Here is a 17,106-nt window from a genome sequence, read left to right on the forward strand (position 1 = left end):
TGGCTGGCAGTCCTGGCATCGATCTATGGAATCGTGTTCCCGGTACGTCTTGCATGGCGGGGGGACAAGGTTTCTGCAGTTAGGCCAGAAATTCGCCTTCTGCTTTGGGAAAGCGCAYAACCAACGGTCTCGATGGCGGAATTGCCTTCGAGTACATGTATCAGGATCAACCATCTAAGCCTCTAGGCTCGTTCATGCTCGTGAAGAGCGATTGCAAAGCGGGATGAAAGGGAGCAGTGCACCGGGGAGCTGTTGGCTGCGCTGGATGGGCTGCTCTGCCGCGCCTTGTCGGTGGTCACAAGTGGTGGTACAAGCCCGACGTCAGTCGCGCTGATTTGTACTGATTTTTCAATGTGAAGGCTGTGCATCGGTCGCCTCATTCCGGGCGCGCCATCGGGTCAACCACAGTCGCCCACCCGATGTTCCATAACATCCGATATCGGCGGGGCGGACCGGTTCTCGCGTCGCAGTTTGTCGCCTACTTAGGCTTTGCGCTGATCGCCTCGCTTTGAACGGTTTCGGCGTTGCTGTCGTCGGTCCTCAAGCCGGCGCTTGGGTGCTATGGGCACCGGTACGATCATCGGTGTCGAATCTGTCTCGGTTTGATCATCTTGAGAAGAAGGAGGTGTTGCTCCGCTGCTGCGTTCCAGGTCGTCCAGGAAAGTACGTCCCCCATCGGTAATTCGCCAAGCACCTAACTCACGCGCCACAAACTTCTGACCAAAAATATCCAGGTTGGGCGCAAGCTCTGATAGGCGCTTCATGCGTGCCGGCCATTCCGGCCCGCTGGTATAAAAGATCGCGAGATGTTGTTTGACGACTTCAAGACTGGCTACGCCGCTCGGCTGTCCGGCCAAAATTTTTAAGATCGAGAATTGAAAACTCACATGCGATACTCGACGCAACGACTCGGACCACTTTGCTTATTGTAACGAATTGAAACATCGTCTCAAAGCTCTACCGCGGTGCTTTCAAGGGAAATGCTTGATCGGTAAGGCTAATCGCGAGGGTTAATCGGCTGGGGTGCAAGTCCGCGACGCCGATCCCAGCAAGGCGTCAACTCTTGTGCGACGATGCGGAGCCAAATTCGCATGTGAGAGCAGGGGAACTAAACCGAGCCGGGTTTTTCACTGCAGTCGGTCCCTAGTGTCCTGACTGATAGATTGCCGTTGCTCTGGCCATGCCAGGGGCAGCAGCTTTGGTATCTGTCTTAGCCGAAGCAAGCTTTCACCACGCAGGACGGCAGTCAGCATCTCGGGAGGGAGATAGGCGAGCCTGAGGCTTTGGCGAATGACCTTTGGATTATAGCTTGCCGATCTCGCGAGCTCTTCGATGGACGCGTGGTCGCCATTAGAAAGCGCGCGAAGCCACGCGTGAGCTCTGACGATCGCTTTCAAAAGCTTAGGATCAGACGGTACTTCGCCGGGTTGTTGCTGAACTTGCGCACGATTTCGGGGCTTTGGCGTCCAAGGAATCTCGATTAGATTTGTTTCCGCCGAACCATCGTTCAGCGCCACTTGAAAGCGATCTTTCGAAATCGTCACGCGACCGATGCGACCGAACAGCTGCTCACGCGCGATGTCATCGGCTTCTGACACGCGTCGGATCTCCGCTTCGACGAGATTTTCGATTTCGGGAGCGGAGACCCGAGTGACCGCGCCGGCCATCTGTTTTCGTCCACGCAATGCCCTGCTGGTATAGAACCGATATCGGACGCCGTTTTTGCTGGAAAACGTCGGCCCCATCCGGTTGCCCTTGTCGTCAAACAGCTTGCCCATGAGCAGAGCGCCGCTCTCGGAAAACTTCGTGCCRCGCCTGGAGTTGTTCTCTTCGAGAAGTTGCTGCACTTGCTTAAACGTCTCTTGATCCAGAATGGCAGCATGCTCTCCTTTGAACCATTTGCCGCCATGATGGACCTCTCCGAGATAGACTCGATTTTTCAGGAAGTAGGCGAGGGGGCCGTACGTGAAGGGGATGCCGCCATTGTATTTCGCGACCTTGGTGGTCCGATGCTTCGTGACGATGCCCCTCCGGTCGAGTTCGGCGACGAGGCTGCCGAACGAGCGATGCTCCAGATACAGCCGGAAGATCAGCCGGACCCGCTCAGCCTCGGCCTTGTTGATGACGAGCTTCTTGTCCTTGGCGTCATAGCCCAGTGGGACAGTACCCCCGGTCCACTTGCCCTTCTTTCGGGAGGCGGCGACCTTGTCCCTGACCCGTTCGGACGCAAGCTCCCGTTCAAACTGGGCAAAGGACAGGAGGATATTGAGGGTAAGACGGCCCATCGATGTCGTGGTGTTGAACTGCTGGGTGACCGCCACGAAGGAGACGGACCGGGCATCGAAGGTCTCGACCAGCTTAGCGAAGTCTGCCAGCGAACGGGTCAGGCGATCGATCTTGTAGACCACGACAACGTCGACCTTGCCGAGACCGATCTCGCCAAGGAGCCGTTTCAACGCCGGCCGTTCGAGATTGCCGCCGGAATAGGCCGGATCGTCATAATGGGCTGGGACCAGCTTCCAGCCCTGTGACGCCTGACTCTTTATATACGCCTCGCAAGCCTCTCGCTGGGCATGAAGAGAATTAAAGTCCTGATCCAGGCGATGCTCGGTCGATTTGCGGGTGTAGATGGCGCAGCGGAGCGAACTTGCGGACTCAGCCGGCACGATGGTCGGTCCCATCTGCGCTCGTCGATCTCAGGCCAAAGAATCGAGGGCCATTCCATTTTGTGCCTGTAATTAACGTCGCAATCTCGGACAGACTGGTGAAGGTCTTGCCATCATAAGCAAATCCCTTGTCGAGCACCGTCACCCGATAGGTTCGCCGGTTCCATGATCGCACCAGTTCGGAGCCCGGCTTGATCCGCCGTTGCACCTCCAGGCGAGCGTTGGGCTTGGCAGCGAAGGCCTTGACCAATTGATCGAGGACTCGCCGAGCTTTTGAGGAAAGGCCTCCATAGGCCTTTTCCTGAATGCGGTGCGCGATGCTGCGTCTCAACAGATCGGGGCCGAATGCCTTGGGCGGTTCGGCCTTGAACAATTCACGATAGCGCCTCCGCAGCCCGACCACGGGCGTCGTCGTGAGGCGCTCAAGCTCGGCTTCGACTTCGGGGTTCACTTTGGTGCCTGACGGCCACGACTGCTTCATGCAGCAGCCCGGGTTCTTGCAACGCGATAGAGCCGTTCATCGCCGACTTTCTCTGACACGAGTGCAAGCTTGAGCCTTTTCTTCACGACGGCCGAAAAGAAACCGCGGACCGAGTGGGACTGCCAGCCGGTTACCTTGACGACGGCGGCAATCGACGTGCCCTTGGACTGCCGAAGGAGCGCGAGGACCTTGTCCTGCTTGGACGAGGCTCCTGGGCGGCTGCTTTTCTGTGAAGCTCGCTTCCCCGAGGGCTTGCGCGTAGCGCGTCGATTGCCCTTGCCGGAAGTAGACTTGGTTGCCTCTGTTGCCTTAGACTTGGGTTTAGCCATCCGCTCTCCTGACATCAACGACAGCATCATTGCTGCCACTGAGACAAGCCCCGTCGAACGACGGGGCGAGAGCTAGGAGCGGCGCGGGTTCAATCTCTTGCGATGCGGTGCATCACGCAGATCGCATAATGTAGACGACCCGCATCATAAGTGAGCTAGTCAATGTTCATCGAAATTTTAACCCCCTGTTCGAGGCTGCCGGCTACCGCACAAGCCTCTGCCGCCTTCACAATGCGTGTTGCCTCGTTCAGCTTGGTCTGAATCTCGCCGAAGCAGATTTTGATCGTTTCGCTGATGGCCGCTTTATCCTTTGAATGACCCCTTCATGGCCGTCAGTAGCGCTCCAAAGCCGCCCGAAGTCGAGCGGAATGGCGGATAATCTTGTGCCGAAGATCGAACTTGCTGGATCACGATGTGATAGCGCGCCGGCTGCAATGCGCCTATTTGGGCGGCCTGTTGCGGCCCCTCGGCGGTGCCTTGCCGGACACGAGATCCTGGAGCAACTTGACCGGATCTCGGCCGATGGCTCGGACGACCGCCACGAATTCGACGACGTCTAACCGTCGTTCTCCACCCTCGTACTTGGCAACAAAGGACTGGGGCTTTCTCAGGCGGCGAGCGAGGGCACTTTGGGTTAACCCAGCGTCCTTACGCGCTGCAATCATGAGCGTGCAGAAGACCGCCTGATCAGACGAGTGAACAGTCTTATCGATTCTACCAGGGGGATTCATAGCCCGCGAAGGCTGATCCCATCATCGGATTATCCCAAAACAGGATAAAATTAACCCTCATCTGCTCTTTTGATTATCCAGCGAGATTTGCACTGGATGGAAGGCCTCGGTCGAGCGATGGCTGTGCCGGGTTCGAGATCAAAGCAAGGAGCAGGAGATGCCGGTAGGCCAACGCATTTGGCGGATTGGGCAGCCACCCCAAAGGCTTCGCGAAAGCACGCTTGCCTCTGAGAAGTTATTGGAAGACATGATCGTCGCGGCACCGGAGATTGTCTCCGATGAATGGATGATCATTGGCCAGCAGGAGGATACGGGAGCCGGGGGGCGCATCGATCTCCTGGCGATTGCTCCGGATAGCTCGTTGATCCTCATCGAAATCAAGCGGGGCCGCTCGCCTCGCGAGGTGGTTGCGCAAGCCATTGACTACGCGACCTGGGTCGAATCGCTCGACGCGGAAACGGCGTTCCGTATTTACGCACGGTTTAGCGGCGGAGGAGACCTTGGGCGAGCCTTCGAAGCGAGATTTGGAGCATCGATAGACCTTGAGGAGTTTCCGAACCATCACCAGATCGTAATCGTTGCGGCATCTCTCGATGCAAGCTCGGAGCGGATTGTCTCCTATCTCAGCAAACGCGCAGTGGCGATCAACGTTCTCTGCTTCGAGATATTTGAGGACGGTAATGACAAGTTCATGAGCCGAGCTTGGTTGCAAGATCCGGCTGAGTCCCAACTTGCAACCAGCGCAACTGAATCGAAGACACCGCATGCCGCCTGGAATGGCGAATTCTACGTTTCTTTCGGGACCAAAGGTCGTTCTTGGGACGAGGCCGTCAAGCATGGCTTTGTGAGCGCCGGAGGAGGAGCTTGGTATTCGAATACACTGAAGTTGCTTAAGCCAGGTGACCGTATCTGGGTGAAAGCGCCCGGTTACGGCTTTGTAGGCGTTGGACGGGTCACGGGGGTGTCGACACCTGCGAGCGAGTTCCGGGTCAATGTCGATGGAAAGCAAAAGCCGGCCGCGGAAGTTCTACTATCTGATCACTATAAGAAACCGAGAGATGCCGAGAAGGAGGAATATTTCGTTGCGGTCGAATGGGCGCAGACGGTGCCGCTCGAAAATGCCGTCAATGAACCCGGCCTTTTTGGTAACCGTAACACAGTGTGCGCGCCAAGAGTGCCGAGGTGGCGTTCGACCATCGACCGGCTGAAATCCGCATTCTCTCGCTACGATAGGATCTGAAGAACACGAAACCAGCCAATCCGCTCATCAAAAGCCGGAACTCCGAACAGCCTATATAAATCGGCTACGTCATCGCCCGCGGTCGTTGTGTTAAGCCTTTCTATCCAGTTACCCATTCCAGACTTGCATCATAGCCGTAAGCCTTAAACGCTAGGGCTTGGGTGATGCTATCGACCTGATCGTCATGCTTGCCTTGCGGAAACGTCAGCAACTCGGCCTCCAGCTCGCCCAGGTATGACGCACTTTTTGGAAAGTATACCTGCCCGGCCTCGAATTTGGCGGCCTGCACGTAAAGACGAGTCACTTTATCGCGGTCCACTGGCGCCGGCCTCACACTGAACCGTCCTAATTGCTTAAGCTCCTGCGCCAGCGCGATGCCGGTCGAAGCAYCCTCAATCACAATTGCAGTTGGATTGAACCGCTCGGCTAGCGTTATGGCCGTTTGCCGCAGACGAGGGTAGTCGTAGCGCCCTCGCGTGACGTCCAAGAGAAAGTAGTCGGCCTTGTCTACAATCAACCACGTCGTGCAAACCGACCAACTATTCTGTGCCCCCTCCTTTGATGCACAATCCCAACTTTGGATGACTCTCGTCCCATATTCACGCTCGGGTAGCGTGTCGTAGTATCGTAGCCACGGACGCTTGATCATGGCGCCGCCAACCGGCACCGGCGATTGCTGATATTGGGCCTGAAAGACCTCGGAGCCGTTTTCCTTGCGAACACGCTCCCACGCTGCCAAGGAATCCCGCTCGGGATGGATCGCCTCGCCAGCGCGTCTGAAATGGTATCGTTGATCTCCAATAGGTACTTGTTCGTCCTCCTCAGCGATGGCAGCGAGGTTCAGGATCGTCCAGTCCGCGGAATTCTCGATTAAGTAGCCGGAAAGATCGTTGAGATGGACGCGCTGCATCACCACAATGATGCTGCCTCGCTCCTTGTTGTCGAGCCTTGACATCAACGTGTTAGAAAACCACGCGTTGACGCTATCTCTGAGGGGTTGCGATTGCGCGTCGATTGGTTTGATTGGATCGTCGATGATGAACAAGTCACCTCCGAGACCAGTGAGAGGACCCCCGACCGACGTTGTTCTTCGATATCCACGTTTTGTGGTGAAGATGTCAGAGTCTGCGGTGCGGGCGATCTGGAGTCTCGGGAAGGCTCGTTGGTACCAGCGTGCCTGTACAACGGCACGAAAGTCTGCAGCATGTTTCGCCGACAGGTCAGCGCCGTAGCTTAGGCAGATGATCCGCCTGGCGGGATCGTGACCCAATAACAAGGCAGGGAAAGCTACGGACACTAGGATCGATTTAAGGTATCGGGGTGGCAGGTTGATGATTAACCGATTGATCTCTCCTTTCCGCACCTGCTCCAGTCGATAGAGGATTGCTTCCAGATGCCAATTGCGGAGAAACGCATACCCAGGGTTCAGGGCCAGAAAGCATCTATGCAGGAAGTAATAGGGATCGCTGCGAAGGATGGCATTTAGGGCTTCTTCCTCAGGTCTGCCCATCAGCTATTGTCCTCTTTGCTAAGCACTTCTTGTACGTAAGCCTTCAACACGGCCTCATCGTCATCGCTAAAGTCGGGTTGACGACTGTCGGTTGGAGAGACCGCGCCGAAGCGATTAAGCAGAAACGACGCTGCTTTTATGTTTCCCTTTAGGGAGTCCTCGGCAAAACGCCGAAGCATGGCTTCGAACAAAGTGATACGACGCTCCCGCCCGCGTTCCCGAACCAAGATTTTCTGGAAAAGAAGCTCATTCAACATGGTAGCTTCATTTTTCCTTCCCTTGGGACGTCCCTTTGGATTGCCGCTTCGCCCAGGCTTGAATTGGTGAGCCCGGGGCGGCCGCCGGTAGCCGACCGTGTCATCGGGATCGTCTTCCGATCGTCTGCGGACGATTGGCTGCTTCGGGGCCGAAGGTGGGCTTTCACCTTGATGATCGTGTTTTTCGCTTCTGTCTTTCTTGTCCCTGCTCATCGTCGCCTCACAACTTTCCGGGCAGCACCCGCCGCAATTTCATCGAAGGGTTGACCAGTGGCCTTGAGAATTGCGTCGCGCTTTGTGAACGACTGCCATCGTCGGAGGGCGACATCTACATACAGCGGGTCAATCTCGAGCCCATAGGCACGTCGGCCCACGCGTTCGGCTGCGAGAATAGTTGTGCCGCTTCCCATGAAGGGGTCCAGGACGATCTGGCCCCGGCTCGTGCAATCCCTGATGGCATCGGCGATCAGCGCAATCGGCTTCACTGTTGGGTGAAGGGAGAGCTCGTCCAAGCGACCGGCGCGGAATGTGTTGACACCTGCATAGGTCCAGACGTTGCTCCGATTGCGGCCGTGTTTGCCCAGTTCGATGTTGTTTTGATGAGGACCCCGTCCGCTCTTGAAAGCAAAGATCAGCTCATGTTGACTACGGTAAAAGCTTCCTTGGCCTGCGTTCGTTTTGACCCATACTATGACATTCTTCAGCTCAGTATAGACCTCGTTGCCGGCTGCCAAGATTTCGGAGAGATGACGCCAGTCGATGAAGACGAAGTGAATCGAACCATCCTCAGAGTATCGAGCCGCCAGCCTCATCCACTGCTTGAGAAATTCGATGAACTGGGTCGATGACATCTCTCCCGACGCGGCTTGGAATTCGCGGTGTTTAATCTTTCCGCGACCTAAAGTGTCGCCGATGCATAGATTGTACGGCACGTCAGCGGACACCATCGATGCACGTTCGTGCTGCATCAGTTGGCGCAAGCAGGCCTCCTCACGGGCGTCGCCACAAACCAAACGATGCGGGCCGAGGATCCATGAGTCGCCGGGTTTCGATATCGCTACGGCATTGTCAAGTAGCGGGACCACATCAGCTGGATCAGTTTCAGGGTCGGAAAGATCAACCGCTAAAGCATCGATCTCAGCGGGCTCGAAACCTGTAATCGAGATATCAAGGCCAAGCTCAGGTAGCGCTGCATTGAGCTCCGTGAGTTCGGCTACTAGACGGCCTCGATCCCAGCCCGCGTTGGCCGCAATCTTGTTATCTGCGATGGCAAGCGCACGTTTCTGAATATCAGACAAGCCTGATATTACGATCGCCGGTATTTCTGCGAACTTAAGTCGAATGGCCGCTTCAAGGCGGCCATGGCCCGCGATGACATTGTTGTGCTCGTCAACCAGTATGGGCGAGACAAAGCCGACGCCCTCGATTGAGGCTACTATTTGGCAAAGCTGTTTTTGGGAACGCGTTCGGATATTTCGTGGAGACCGCTTTACCTTACCGATTGGAATGAGCGACACTTGCAACGGCCGTAAAAAGCGACCAATAGAAGTATGGATATGGGTTTCAATAGAGCGCAAAACAGCGGATTTTTTACTCATTGCGATCTCCTAGCTTCGGCCGCGCGTTCGCGGCAGCGTGGCGGAAAGCGCCTGAGCTAGCCTATGAGCGCTGGTCGTGAGTTCGAATGTGGTCCAGGAATGCGGGCGACGAGTACGCAGGTAAGCAGAGACGGAGTCTGCGTCCTCGCAGACCGCTACTGTCGTCTTATCATCCAGCCCGTCTGGATACTTCGCTTTGCCGGTTGCCACCAAAAGAAAGGAGGGTCGAGTGTTGTCAGAACCAAAAGGGCAGGGTGTTGCCTTGAGCGCCTGTTTATCGAAAATCGTGGTGGAGTTCAATTTGATGACACGCGCATAAGTGTCTTCGAATTCAGGTCGGATATACTTCAACGCGCGAACCACAAAACTCTGTGGCCAACCATGCTCCAAAAATCTTAAGCCAGTGAGGAGTGCAAACGCCTCGTACTCAGAGAATTGCACGTCGGCACCTTTCCCGGGAGACTTCTTGCTATAGAAGGCATGACTGCAGGCATGACTGCGGATATCGGAATTATTCTCACTCGCCACGAGAGTTAAGTTGCGATCCGCATCCAGGAGCCGCTTGCCCTGACTGCGAAGGGTCGTAATTTGGTCAGGCGCCCTCACGTCCATTACAATGCAAATGGCTTCTTCGACTTGATTTCGTTTATACGTCTTCATTGAAGTATGGATAACAGCTACAAACCAGATGTGTCAATACCGTGATAAAGAAAGAGCTGGCCCTGTGGGACCAAGCTAGCTCATAAGCGTCTAAGGACATTCGCGTAATGAGCGATTATGGAATGCTCCGCAGCTCAATCGGTTGCGTTTCCGGGTGACGAACATGAAATCGGCTTAGCAGGGCAAGCCTATTCTCGACGTTCAGGGGCTCGAGGTTTGTTTTTCCGCGAGGGGCGGTGGCGCTTGGTTGTGCGGCACGTCTCTTTCGATGTGGAAAAGCGCGAATCCGTAGCTGTTGTCGGCGAGTCCGGTTCGGGGAAAAGCATCAGCTCGATGTCGATCATGGGGTTGATACCACCGTCGGTCGGCCGTGTGAGTGGGTCGGAGGTTCTCGATGGTCGCCAGTTGCTTGGCCGTCCCGAGAGCGAGCTCAAGAAAATCAGGGGGGTGAGATATGGCCATGATCATTCAGGAGCCGATGACGAGCCTCAATCCAGTCTTGTCGATCGGATTCCAGGTATGCGAAGCCCTGGTGACGCATCGGTCGCTGCAGTGTCCAGAGCATCTTTCAGGATCCGTTCGCGAGCCTCAATCCAAGGCTTTCGATTGGCAGATCGATCGCGGAGCCGCTCGTCGCGTACAGCAAGGATTCGTCGCGTGAGATTTCAGACCGCGTATCGGAATTGTTGGAGAAGGTCGGCATGGAAGCCGACATGTCCTCGCGCTATCCGCACGAATTCTCTGGAAGCCAGCGACAGCGCATTTGTATCGCAAGTGCGCTCGCCCTTCGGCCAAAAATCGTTATTGCGGACGAAGCCGTCTCGCGCTTGATGTATCCATTAAGGCCCAGGTCATCAATCTGATGTTGGATCTGCAGGCCGAGATGAAGCTGCCCTACCTGTTCATTTCAAACGACATGGCGGTGGAGGAGCGCGTCAGTCATCGCGTCGCGGTCATGTATCTTGGCGAGATCGTAGAGATAGGTCCGCGGAGCGCGGTTTTTGAGAATCCTGTGCATCCTTATACGCGAAGGCTTCTTGCCGCGGTGCCCGTACGGGACCCCGGCAACGTCATATGGCCAAGAAGCTGGCCGCGACAGAGGTCAAGAGTTCGGTGCGATCACCCGACTACGAGCCGCCCAAGCGCACTTCTCGGGAAGTCTCGCCCGGTCACTCGGTCCAGATATGGGGAGAGGAGTGGGAGCGCGTGTGACCGGCCGCTGATTGCCGATTGGAGGAGCTATTTTGGAATCTGCGGATGACAAACGAGCTATCGCCAAATTTTGGTGACGGCCGGAGCCGGTCAGGCGGCGGCGGTTATGGGCTGACGGTCGGTCGGCTTGGCGATGACCTCGATCCCATCATTGAATGTCACACCGACAACGAGTTTTGGCAACTGGTTGTGGCCATCGAGACGACGCCAGCTTCTCTGCGCGGCCTCGAGCAGTTTGAAGACCATCGCGAGTGCCGTCTTGTTGGACAGGYAGCCCTTCGATCGGATGGTGCGGTGGCGTACGGTGGCGAAGGTGCTTTCGATGGGGTTGGTCGTCCGCAAGTGTTTCCAGTGCTCGGCCGGGAAATCGTAGAACGCCAGTAGCGTGTCTCGATCCTTGCTCAGGCAATCGGCGGCCTTCTCATACTTCAGCGCGTAGCTCTAGATGAAGGCGTCGAACGCCAGCTCGGCGGCGAGCTTCGTTTCAGCCATCCAGATCTCCTGCAACGCGCGTTTGGCCTTCGGCTGCTGGCTCTTCGGCAACTTGGCGAGCACGTTGGCGGTCTTGTGCACCCAGCAGCGCTGCTCGCGCGTTTTCGGCCAGACCTCGCCGGCCGCCTTCCAGAACCCGAGTGCGCCATTGGCGATGGTAAGCTGCGGCGCCACGTCGAGCCGCGCCGCTTCAGATCGAGCAGCAGATCGCGCCAGTCCTGCGCGCTCTCGCGGGCGCCATCGGTGAAGCCGACCAGTTCCTTGCGGCCTTCCGGCGTCGCGCCGATCAGCACCAGGATGCACTGCTTTTCGTCTTCGAGGCGCGCTTGGAGATGGATGCCATCGGCCCAGATGTAGACGTAGCGCTTCGCCGACAGATCGCGCCTCTGCCACGCGGCGTGCTCGTCGAGCCAGCCATCCTTCAGGCGACCGATGGCGGATGCCGACAACCCGGCAGCATCCTTGCCGAGCAGCGCAGCCAGCGCCTCAGAGAAGTCGCCGGTCGAGATACCCTTCAGGTAAAGGATCGGCAGCAGCGTCTCGATCGACTTCGACCGGCGCATGTAGGGCGGCAGGATCGACGGCGAGAACCGGATGCGGCCAGGATCGGCGGCGTCCGCTTCGCGATCGCGTACACGCGGCTGGCGGACGGCGACCGGACCGATGCCGGTAATCACCTCGCGCTCCGGCAGGTGACCGTGGCGGACAACGCGCTGGTGGCCGTCCCGGGTCTTCAAATCGGCATGCTGGCCTAGAAAGTCTGCAACCTCGGCCTCGACCGCCTGGGCCAGCAGGGCACGCGCTCCATTGCGCAAGACTTCTGTGAGTTGATCGTCGAAGATTCCTGGCTGAATCAGATGGATGACGTTATCGTTGGACACGGCATATCGCTCCTTCGGTGGAGAAGTGGAGGCGGCAAGCACCCCCACGATATGCCGCCTTTCCGATTCCCGCCGTCACCAACTTTGGGCGATAGCTCATGACAAACTCGCGGTGGCCGAATTGGCCCGGCTAAACGTCATGAACGATAATGGTGTCAACCAGCGCGTCTGGGCTGACCATCGAACCAAGCCCGAAACCGAACGAGAGCTCGTTCCGATGACTGAATGGATTGCTCGCGGTGCTCTAAACTTCGCGACGATGCCATAAAGCGGGTGGGCGTCCGCGCAATAATAACATTTGGTCGCAAATGGAGTCAGTTGGCCAACTGATAAGGTAATTCGGCAAAGCTTATCAGTTGCCAAAGCTCAAAACATCAATGTCTGGCTCGCGCTTTCGACACTGCATGCCTTGGCTAGCGTCAGCTGTGAGTTACGGATATTGACTGCGTAAGCGGATGCGTTCAACTCGTAACTTTTCAAGACGGCTGCCCATTGTCCGTATTGTGCTCTCGAATCCATGAGAACCACGTCCGGTCGCAACAATAACAATTAGGCTTACTGATCAAGGTTTTCCTTCAATCATGGACGCTGGACTTTTACACCATGCTCCACTCACATATAGGGCAAGAGGTGAGGTCGTAGCGTCTAAGTCGCGCGTGAGGTCGAGCATGGCATTGGTCGCTGGCTCGGCGGTGAATATCGCCCTTCCGGCGATTCAGCACACCCTGCATGCAAGCGTGGCCTTGGCGCAGTGGATCGTCAATGTCTACCTGCTGCCGCTGAGCGCGATGTAGCGCTACCCCGCGTCCGGGAACCGGGAAGACATGGTCTAGTACGCAAGGCGGATCATGGTCCTTCTAAGGTAGGTCAAGATGCACCACGATAGAATCCTTCAACTAGGCAAACAAAGGATTCATCATGAGTAATCGTATCGAGTACGTAGCCACTCCAATAACGGTTGCCGTAATATTTCACAGTGGCTTTGGCCACACTGCGCGGCAGGCCGAAGCCGTGCGACGTGGAATCGAACGGGTCGCGGGCGCATCTATCCTCTATCTAACATCGGACGAGGCTCAACGCCGCTTGGATGATCTCGAACTTGCAGACGCGATCATCTTCGGCGCCCCGACCTACATGGGAAGCGTGTCCGGACCGTTCAAAACCTTCATGGATTCGACGTCAAAATCCTACTCCAAGGGCGCCTGGAAGGACAAGATCGCAGCAGGATTCACAAACTCGGCGTCACGGTCTGGGGACAAGATCGCAACACTGATCCAATTCGCCATCCTCGCGGCACAACATGGCATGCACTGGGTCAATCTCGGTCTGCCGCCGGGCAACAACAGTACCCACGGCTCGGATCAGGACCTCAATCGGCTAGGCTTCTGGCTCGGTGCTGCGGCACAGTCGAACAACGATCAAGGGCCTGACTTTGCGCCACCCGAATCCGATCTTCTGACCGCCGAACACCTCGGCGAGCGCGTGGCGAGAGTCACGCAGCAACTTGTGCGGGGTCGGTTGCCTGCAGTCAAAGGCTTGGGGTCAGAAAACGTCCTAAGAGGCACATTGACCGGAGTACGAAATTAGCGGGAGAAAGCGCCATGCGACGATCGTTGATGCTCCCCTGTGTCTTCGCCGGCTCGGCTTGGTCAGCGCGTCTGCGCAAGAGATGGCGAACGGAGCGAGCTTGTCACCGGTATGCCCAAGGGCGAAAAACAGCATTCTGGTGCTGACGGCCGCCCTCGAACCCGGCAAGACTGTTTTCCATACCCGCCGTCTCACTGTGACCTTGTACATACTGGAGGGAGTTTCTACGCTTGAATTGGAGGGCCGTTCGCCGGTCACGATCAGGGCGTCCGAGGCTATGGCGTAGCCGCGGAACGTAAAGATGACCGGTCCTGACCGCAGCACAACTCAACCGATGCGCGTTATCACCTTCTATGTTAGTGATCCGGACACGCCTTTCCTCGATCCCATCGACTGGACAGTGCTATGACCGGGTGGAAATTTATCTGTCCGCGTCAGGTCACAGCGTCGTTCCGACTGCGCCGATCACTTCCGGTCTCGCCCGGCGGCGCGCTGAACCGCGTGCGAGATCATCAAGCCCGAAGACGAAAATCGGGAGTCCAACCCAGCTCCGCGCGTGCCTTTTCGGTCGCGACGTGTCTGTTGGACTCCGCGATGTTGTAGATGCCCGGGTCGCCGTGGTCGATGGCGAGCAGAGCGGCATAGGCCGCCGCATCCACGTGAATGGGTGCAGAGTTTGACGGCCGGTCCGAAGCGGTTCCGGGGCCATAAAGCTGGCCGTAGCGAAGGACGACGCCCTCGAGCGGCGGCGATTTCAAGGTGAAATCTTCCAGCGCGATCACTCCCTGCATGTTGATACCGTTCTCTCCCTCGGCACCGGTATCGATCGGATCTGTCTCCCCGTGCGGCTCAGCCCCCGGCGCGTAGGCCCACGCGATGCTTTGCGCCACCAACCGGTGCGCACCCGCCGCAATTGCGGCCCTGACGAGGTTCCGCGTTCCCTCGCTACGGATGCGGGCGGTGCGAACGATCGCTGCTCCCATCTCACGTGGATTAAGATCCTTCGGGAGGTCGGTGAGCTGATGGATCACGACATCGGGGCGTGCCGACGCGACGGCGCGTGACAGCGCCGGCGCGTCAAAGACGTCGACCACGACCGGGTCTGCCCCGAGCGCGCGCAGCGCGTCGGCATTCGCTTCCGATCTGGTGCTGCCACAGACGTAATGGCCAGCGCTGTGCAGGAGCGGCGTCAGGCGCCTGCCGATGGCCCCGGACGCTCCGGCAAGGAATATTCTGTAACCCATCACCGTTACTCCTTTACCACCCACGTCTAACAGCCGCTGCATCGCCATACTTTCACATCAAGCGGAGGGCGAGCAATCGTTCCATTCCCAAGATCCGGAAGTGAGGCGCGCCGTTAAAAAGGGCAAGAATTGCAAAGCGGTGGCTTTGACGATCGTCATCCTGTTCTCCACGAACTCAGATTGGATCAAAGGTGCAGTTGGCCGCTCATACGGCTTGCTGAAAAAACGCTGTTGAATTGCGGCGCGAAACGGAGAAAGGACCATGCATTGCTTGATCGGCCTTGGTGCGTGCTTGGCTCAATGCAGCAGGATCAAGGGCCGAACTTCAACGGAGAAGAACGTTAGGTCATGCAGGCCGATGAGAAAATCGGGCTGATGCGTGCGCTCGCCGGAAAATCTTCCGCCCAAGGACACTGCGACAAATACCAGACGATCGCGCAGAGCCCAGTTTTCCCCTCGGCAGTCACGTTGAACGTTCGACGGACTCGAACGACGTGATCAATCCACGCCTTGAGAGCGGCAAGGCACGGTGAAGTTATGCATTGGAGTTGCGATGACCACGAAGTCAGCGCTCTCCATCTCGTGGATCAGTTCTTCGGACCGGGACATGGAGCCCTCGGCTACAGTTCCGCGAACGATCGCTCGGCCCCACCGAGCAGTTGCGTAACGTTCATCGAGATCGGCGATGGCGCCGCTGATCGGCCGAATGATGACCGTTGCCCTGGGCTCACTATCCAGCAAATAGCCAACGATTTTTCGAGATAGCCTGTAGCTTTCCGATGTCTGTCCGCGGGGCTGCAACAAATGTATTATCATCATTCACCTTCCGATCGCGCGTCACCCCATTGCAAACCGATTCTTTTTGCAGCGCAGCGGAAGCAGTCTCTAATGGGCCTGATTGTAATGGACCTTTAGACGGAAAGCTGGCCTTCGGCATATTAGATCCGGAACTCAAAMCCAACGGTTAGGACCCGTAAGCTTGGAGCAGCGCCATGCAGCGTTCCCGTTTCAAGTAAACCACGTCCCATGAAGAACGCCTTGCCGAAGAAGCGAGGCACCTGCGAGAAGAAGCCGAATCGCTCCCTCATGGACCTGTACGCGAAGCCGCTCTCCGCAAGGCCCGCCAAACCGAGACCGGCTCGCACATTGGGCGATTGGCTGAGATCGCCCGGGTTGCGGGCGCCAGAATAGGCGCTGGCCTGTTTCTAGACCTCAGTGACCTAATTCTATCTTGGGAGTGGCCTCGTTTGAACGAATGATCGTACCGAGCTCAGCCTTCGCCGTCGCAACTCATCCTGTCGAGGCCGTCAGGATATCGCTGGGCGTCGCGCCCGACCGAGGCGCTCTGGAGGACGGTCTTACCCAGCTCGCAAATCTTATATCCCAACCTTCGCTCGCCGCGAGGGCTGTAGTATAGTTTCTGTAGGATCGATTGCGATGCGCGCAAGACCATCAATGCCGCCGTCGTCTAGGCCGCGCCGGTCCTGTTCGACACGCCTAAGACGATCGCAAAGCTTGCCGAACTCACGCGCCACGCCGCCGGAAAGGGAGCCGATCTCGTGGTTTTTCCAGAGGCCTTCGTCGGCGGCTATCCGAAGGGGATAGATTCTGGTGCGCGCTTGGGGAAGCGTGGTCCCGAGGGCCGGGAGGGGTTTCGCCGCTACTATGAAAGCGAAATCGACTTGCCAGGACCCGACGCAGCACGCCTCGGCGAGTTCGCCCGTGACAATTCCGTGCATCTCGTCGTCGGCATTATCGAGCGAGATTGCGGATCACTCTCTTGCACAGCCCTGACTTACGGCCCGTCGGGCAAACTTCTAGCCAAGCACCGCAAGCTGATGTCGACGGCCCTGGAGCGTGACGCGCGGCATGGCCGCCTAATTATGCGCCCATCCCTGCGCGAACTGTGCTCATTCGCGGCGGATCCTGCATCGTGGATCCACTTGGGGATGTGCTGGTCGAACCAAAATTTGCCGGCGAGACCATTGCAATTGCCGAATTGGATCGCCGTATCATTGCTCGCGGAAAATAGGATCTCGATGTTATGCACGGCCAGATGTCTTCGGTCTTACGGTCGATACTGGCGCGAAATCTCCAGTTAACTTCACAGGGTTTTATCAGGGTTTCACCCGCCCAATTGACCGGATCGGGAGAAGCAAAGGATGTTCAGATTAACCGCTCTGGAACTGGCGCGGATCCAGTTCGGCTTCACCATCTC

Annotated in this window: 15 protein-coding genes and 3 pseudogenes; 6 read left to right on the forward strand and 12 right to left on the reverse strand. The window is 57.2% G+C overall.

Annotated features, from left to right (window positions below):
- Nucleotides 1–482: 482 nt before the first annotated feature.
- The 5 genes from AB4Z51_RS40070 to AB4Z51_RS40090 form a co-directional block, all read right to left on the reverse strand.
- On the reverse strand, nt 483–887 hold the full coding sequence (locus AB4Z51_RS40070) for a hypothetical protein (RefSeq protein ID WP_441499315.1): 405 nt from the start codon (nt 885–887) through the stop codon (nt 483–485).
- Nucleotides 888–1,127: 240 nt separating this feature from the next.
- Entirely contained in the window at nt 1,128–2,681 is a 1,554-nt protein-coding gene (locus AB4Z51_RS40075; RefSeq protein WP_441499316.1) for a recombinase family protein, read from the reverse strand.
- Nucleotides 2,656–3,147: a DUF2924 domain-containing protein gene (locus AB4Z51_RS40080; protein WP_441499317.1), complete on the reverse strand. Its 492-nt coding sequence runs from the start codon at nt 3,145–3,147 to the stop codon at nt 2,656–2,658. The genes AB4Z51_RS40075 and AB4Z51_RS40080 overlap by 26 nt, the downstream gene beginning before the upstream one ends.
- Nucleotides 3,144–3,476: a DUF3489 domain-containing protein gene (locus AB4Z51_RS40085; RefSeq protein ID WP_441499318.1), complete on the reverse strand. Its 333-nt coding sequence runs from the start codon at nt 3,474–3,476 to the stop codon at nt 3,144–3,146. Before AB4Z51_RS40085 ends, AB4Z51_RS40080 begins: the two co-directional genes overlap by 4 nt.
- A gap of 440 nt (nt 3,477–3,916) precedes the next feature.
- A complete protein-coding gene (locus tag AB4Z51_RS40090) occupies nt 3,917–4,207 on the reverse strand; it encodes a helix-turn-helix domain-containing protein (protein WP_441499319.1) in 291 nt (96 codons plus the stop codon).
- 157 nt (nt 4,208–4,364) lie between these two features.
- On the opposite strand from AB4Z51_RS40090, the gene AB4Z51_RS40095 reads away from it, so the two are divergent.
- Nucleotides 4,365–5,447, forward strand: a complete 1,083-nt coding sequence (locus AB4Z51_RS40095; RefSeq protein WP_441499320.1) for a hypothetical protein — start codon at nt 4,365–4,367, stop codon at nt 5,445–5,447.
- A gap of 100 nt (nt 5,448–5,547) precedes the next feature.
- On the opposite strand, the gene terL is transcribed toward AB4Z51_RS40095, so the two are convergent.
- The 4 genes from terL to AB4Z51_RS40115 are packed head-to-tail and all read right to left on the reverse strand — an operon-like array spanning nt 5,548 to nt 9,472.
- Entirely contained in the window at nt 5,548–6,957 is a 1,410-nt protein-coding gene (gene terL / locus AB4Z51_RS40100; RefSeq protein ID WP_441499321.1) for a phage terminase large subunit, read from the reverse strand.
- Nucleotides 6,957–7,427, reverse strand: coding sequence for a DUF5681 domain-containing protein (locus AB4Z51_RS40105; protein WP_441499322.1), 471 nt, complete (start codon nt 7,425–7,427; stop codon nt 6,957–6,959). Before AB4Z51_RS40105 ends, terL begins: the two co-directional genes overlap by 1 nt.
- Complete coding sequence (locus AB4Z51_RS40110; RefSeq protein WP_441499323.1) at nt 7,424–8,812, reverse strand: site-specific DNA-methyltransferase; 1,389 nt, start codon at nt 8,810–8,812, stop codon at nt 7,424–7,426. Before AB4Z51_RS40110 ends, AB4Z51_RS40105 begins: the two co-directional genes overlap by 4 nt.
- A gap of 9 nt (nt 8,813–8,821) precedes the next feature.
- Complete coding sequence (locus AB4Z51_RS40115) at nt 8,822–9,472, reverse strand: hypothetical protein (protein WP_441499324.1); 651 nt, start codon at nt 9,470–9,472, stop codon at nt 8,822–8,824.
- Between the two features lie 117 nt (nt 9,473–9,589).
- On the opposite strand from AB4Z51_RS40115, the pseudogene AB4Z51_RS40120 reads away from it, so the two are divergent.
- Together AB4Z51_RS40120 and AB4Z51_RS40125 are read left to right on the forward strand one after the other, a co-directional pair.
- A pseudogene (locus AB4Z51_RS40120) lies at nt 9,590–9,877 on the forward strand (ATP-binding cassette domain-containing protein); the annotation flags it as partial.
- A 140-nt stretch (nt 9,878–10,017) separates the two neighbouring features.
- A pseudogene (locus AB4Z51_RS40125) lies at nt 10,018–10,684 on the forward strand (ATP-binding cassette domain-containing protein); the annotation flags it as partial.
- Between the two features lie 90 nt (nt 10,685–10,774).
- Here the strand turns inward: AB4Z51_RS40125 and AB4Z51_RS40130 are convergent.
- Nucleotides 10,775–12,057, reverse strand: a pseudogene (locus tag AB4Z51_RS40130) (IS256 family transposase).
- A gap of 668 nt (nt 12,058–12,725) precedes the next feature.
- Between AB4Z51_RS40130 and AB4Z51_RS40135 the strand changes: the two are divergent.
- Nucleotides 12,726–12,851: a hypothetical protein gene (locus AB4Z51_RS40135; protein WP_441499325.1), complete on the forward strand. Its 126-nt coding sequence runs from the start codon at nt 12,726–12,728 to the stop codon at nt 12,849–12,851.
- Nucleotides 12,852–12,975: 124 nt separating this feature from the next.
- A complete protein-coding gene (locus AB4Z51_RS40140; RefSeq protein ID WP_441499326.1) occupies nt 12,976–13,644 on the forward strand; it encodes a flavodoxin family protein in 669 nt (222 codons plus the stop codon).
- A 512-nt stretch (nt 13,645–14,156) separates the two neighbouring features.
- Here AB4Z51_RS40140 and AB4Z51_RS40145 read toward each other — a convergent pair.
- Together AB4Z51_RS40145 and AB4Z51_RS40150 are read right to left on the reverse strand one after the other, a co-directional pair.
- Nucleotides 14,157–14,888, reverse strand: coding sequence for an NAD-dependent epimerase/dehydratase family protein (locus AB4Z51_RS40145; protein ID WP_441499327.1), 732 nt, complete (start codon nt 14,886–14,888; stop codon nt 14,157–14,159).
- A 498-nt stretch (nt 14,889–15,386) separates the two neighbouring features.
- The gene (locus AB4Z51_RS40150) at nt 15,387–15,707 is read right to left on the reverse strand and encodes an NAD(P)H-dependent oxidoreductase (RefSeq protein WP_441499328.1); all 321 of its coding nucleotides are present in this window, start codon (nt 15,705–15,707) and stop codon (nt 15,387–15,389) included.
- Nucleotides 15,708–16,393: 686 nt separating this feature from the next.
- On the opposite strand from AB4Z51_RS40150, the gene AB4Z51_RS40155 reads away from it, so the two are divergent.
- Nucleotides 16,394–16,990: a nitrilase-related carbon-nitrogen hydrolase gene (locus AB4Z51_RS40155; RefSeq protein WP_441499329.1), complete on the forward strand. Its 597-nt coding sequence runs from the start codon at nt 16,394–16,396 to the stop codon at nt 16,988–16,990.
- Nucleotides 16,991–17,106: the final 116 nt, after the last annotated feature.

Origin of the sequence: Bradyrhizobium sp. 2TAF36, assembly GCF_052114925.1 — a bacterium.
Lineage (GTDB): Bacteria > Pseudomonadota > Alphaproteobacteria > Rhizobiales > Xanthobacteraceae > Bradyrhizobium > Bradyrhizobium barranii.

Excerpts from the sequence above, each read along its gene's own strand:
- AB4Z51_RS40080 (WP_441499317.1), bottom strand. The coding sequence starts at position 3,147 with ATGAAGCAGTCGTGGCCGTCAGGCACCAAAGTGAACCCCGAAGTCGAA.
- AB4Z51_RS40085 (WP_441499318.1), bottom strand. The coding sequence starts at position 3,476 with ATGGCTAAACCCAAGTCTAAGGCAACAGAGGCAACCAAGTCTACTTCC.
- AB4Z51_RS40090 (WP_441499319.1), bottom strand. The coding sequence starts at position 4,207 with ATGAATCCCCCTGGTAGAATCGATAAGACTGTTCACTCGTCTGATCAG.
- AB4Z51_RS40095 (WP_441499320.1), top strand. The coding sequence starts at position 4,365 with ATGCCGGTAGGCCAACGCATTTGGCGGATTGGGCAGCCACCCCAAAGG.
- AB4Z51_RS40105 (WP_441499322.1), bottom strand. The coding sequence starts at position 7,427 with ATGAGCAGGGACAAGAAAGACAGAAGCGAAAAACACGATCATCAAGGT.
- AB4Z51_RS40110 (WP_441499323.1), bottom strand. The coding sequence starts at position 8,812 with ATGAGTAAAAAATCCGCTGTTTTGCGCTCTATTGAAACCCATATCCAT.
- AB4Z51_RS40115 (WP_441499324.1), bottom strand. The coding sequence starts at position 9,472 with ATGAAGACGTATAAACGAAATCAAGTCGAAGAAGCCATTTGCATTGTA.
- AB4Z51_RS40135 (WP_441499325.1), top strand. The coding sequence starts at position 12,726 with ATGGCATTGGTCGCTGGCTCGGCGGTGAATATCGCCCTTCCGGCGATT.
- AB4Z51_RS40140 (WP_441499326.1), top strand. The coding sequence starts at position 12,976 with ATGAGTAATCGTATCGAGTACGTAGCCACTCCAATAACGGTTGCCGTA.
- AB4Z51_RS40145 (WP_441499327.1), bottom strand. The coding sequence starts at position 14,888 with ATGGGTTACAGAATATTCCTTGCCGGAGCGTCCGGGGCCATCGGCAGG.
- AB4Z51_RS40150 (WP_441499328.1), bottom strand. The coding sequence starts at position 15,707 with ATGATGATAATACATTTGTTGCAGCCCCGCGGACAGACATCGGAAAGC.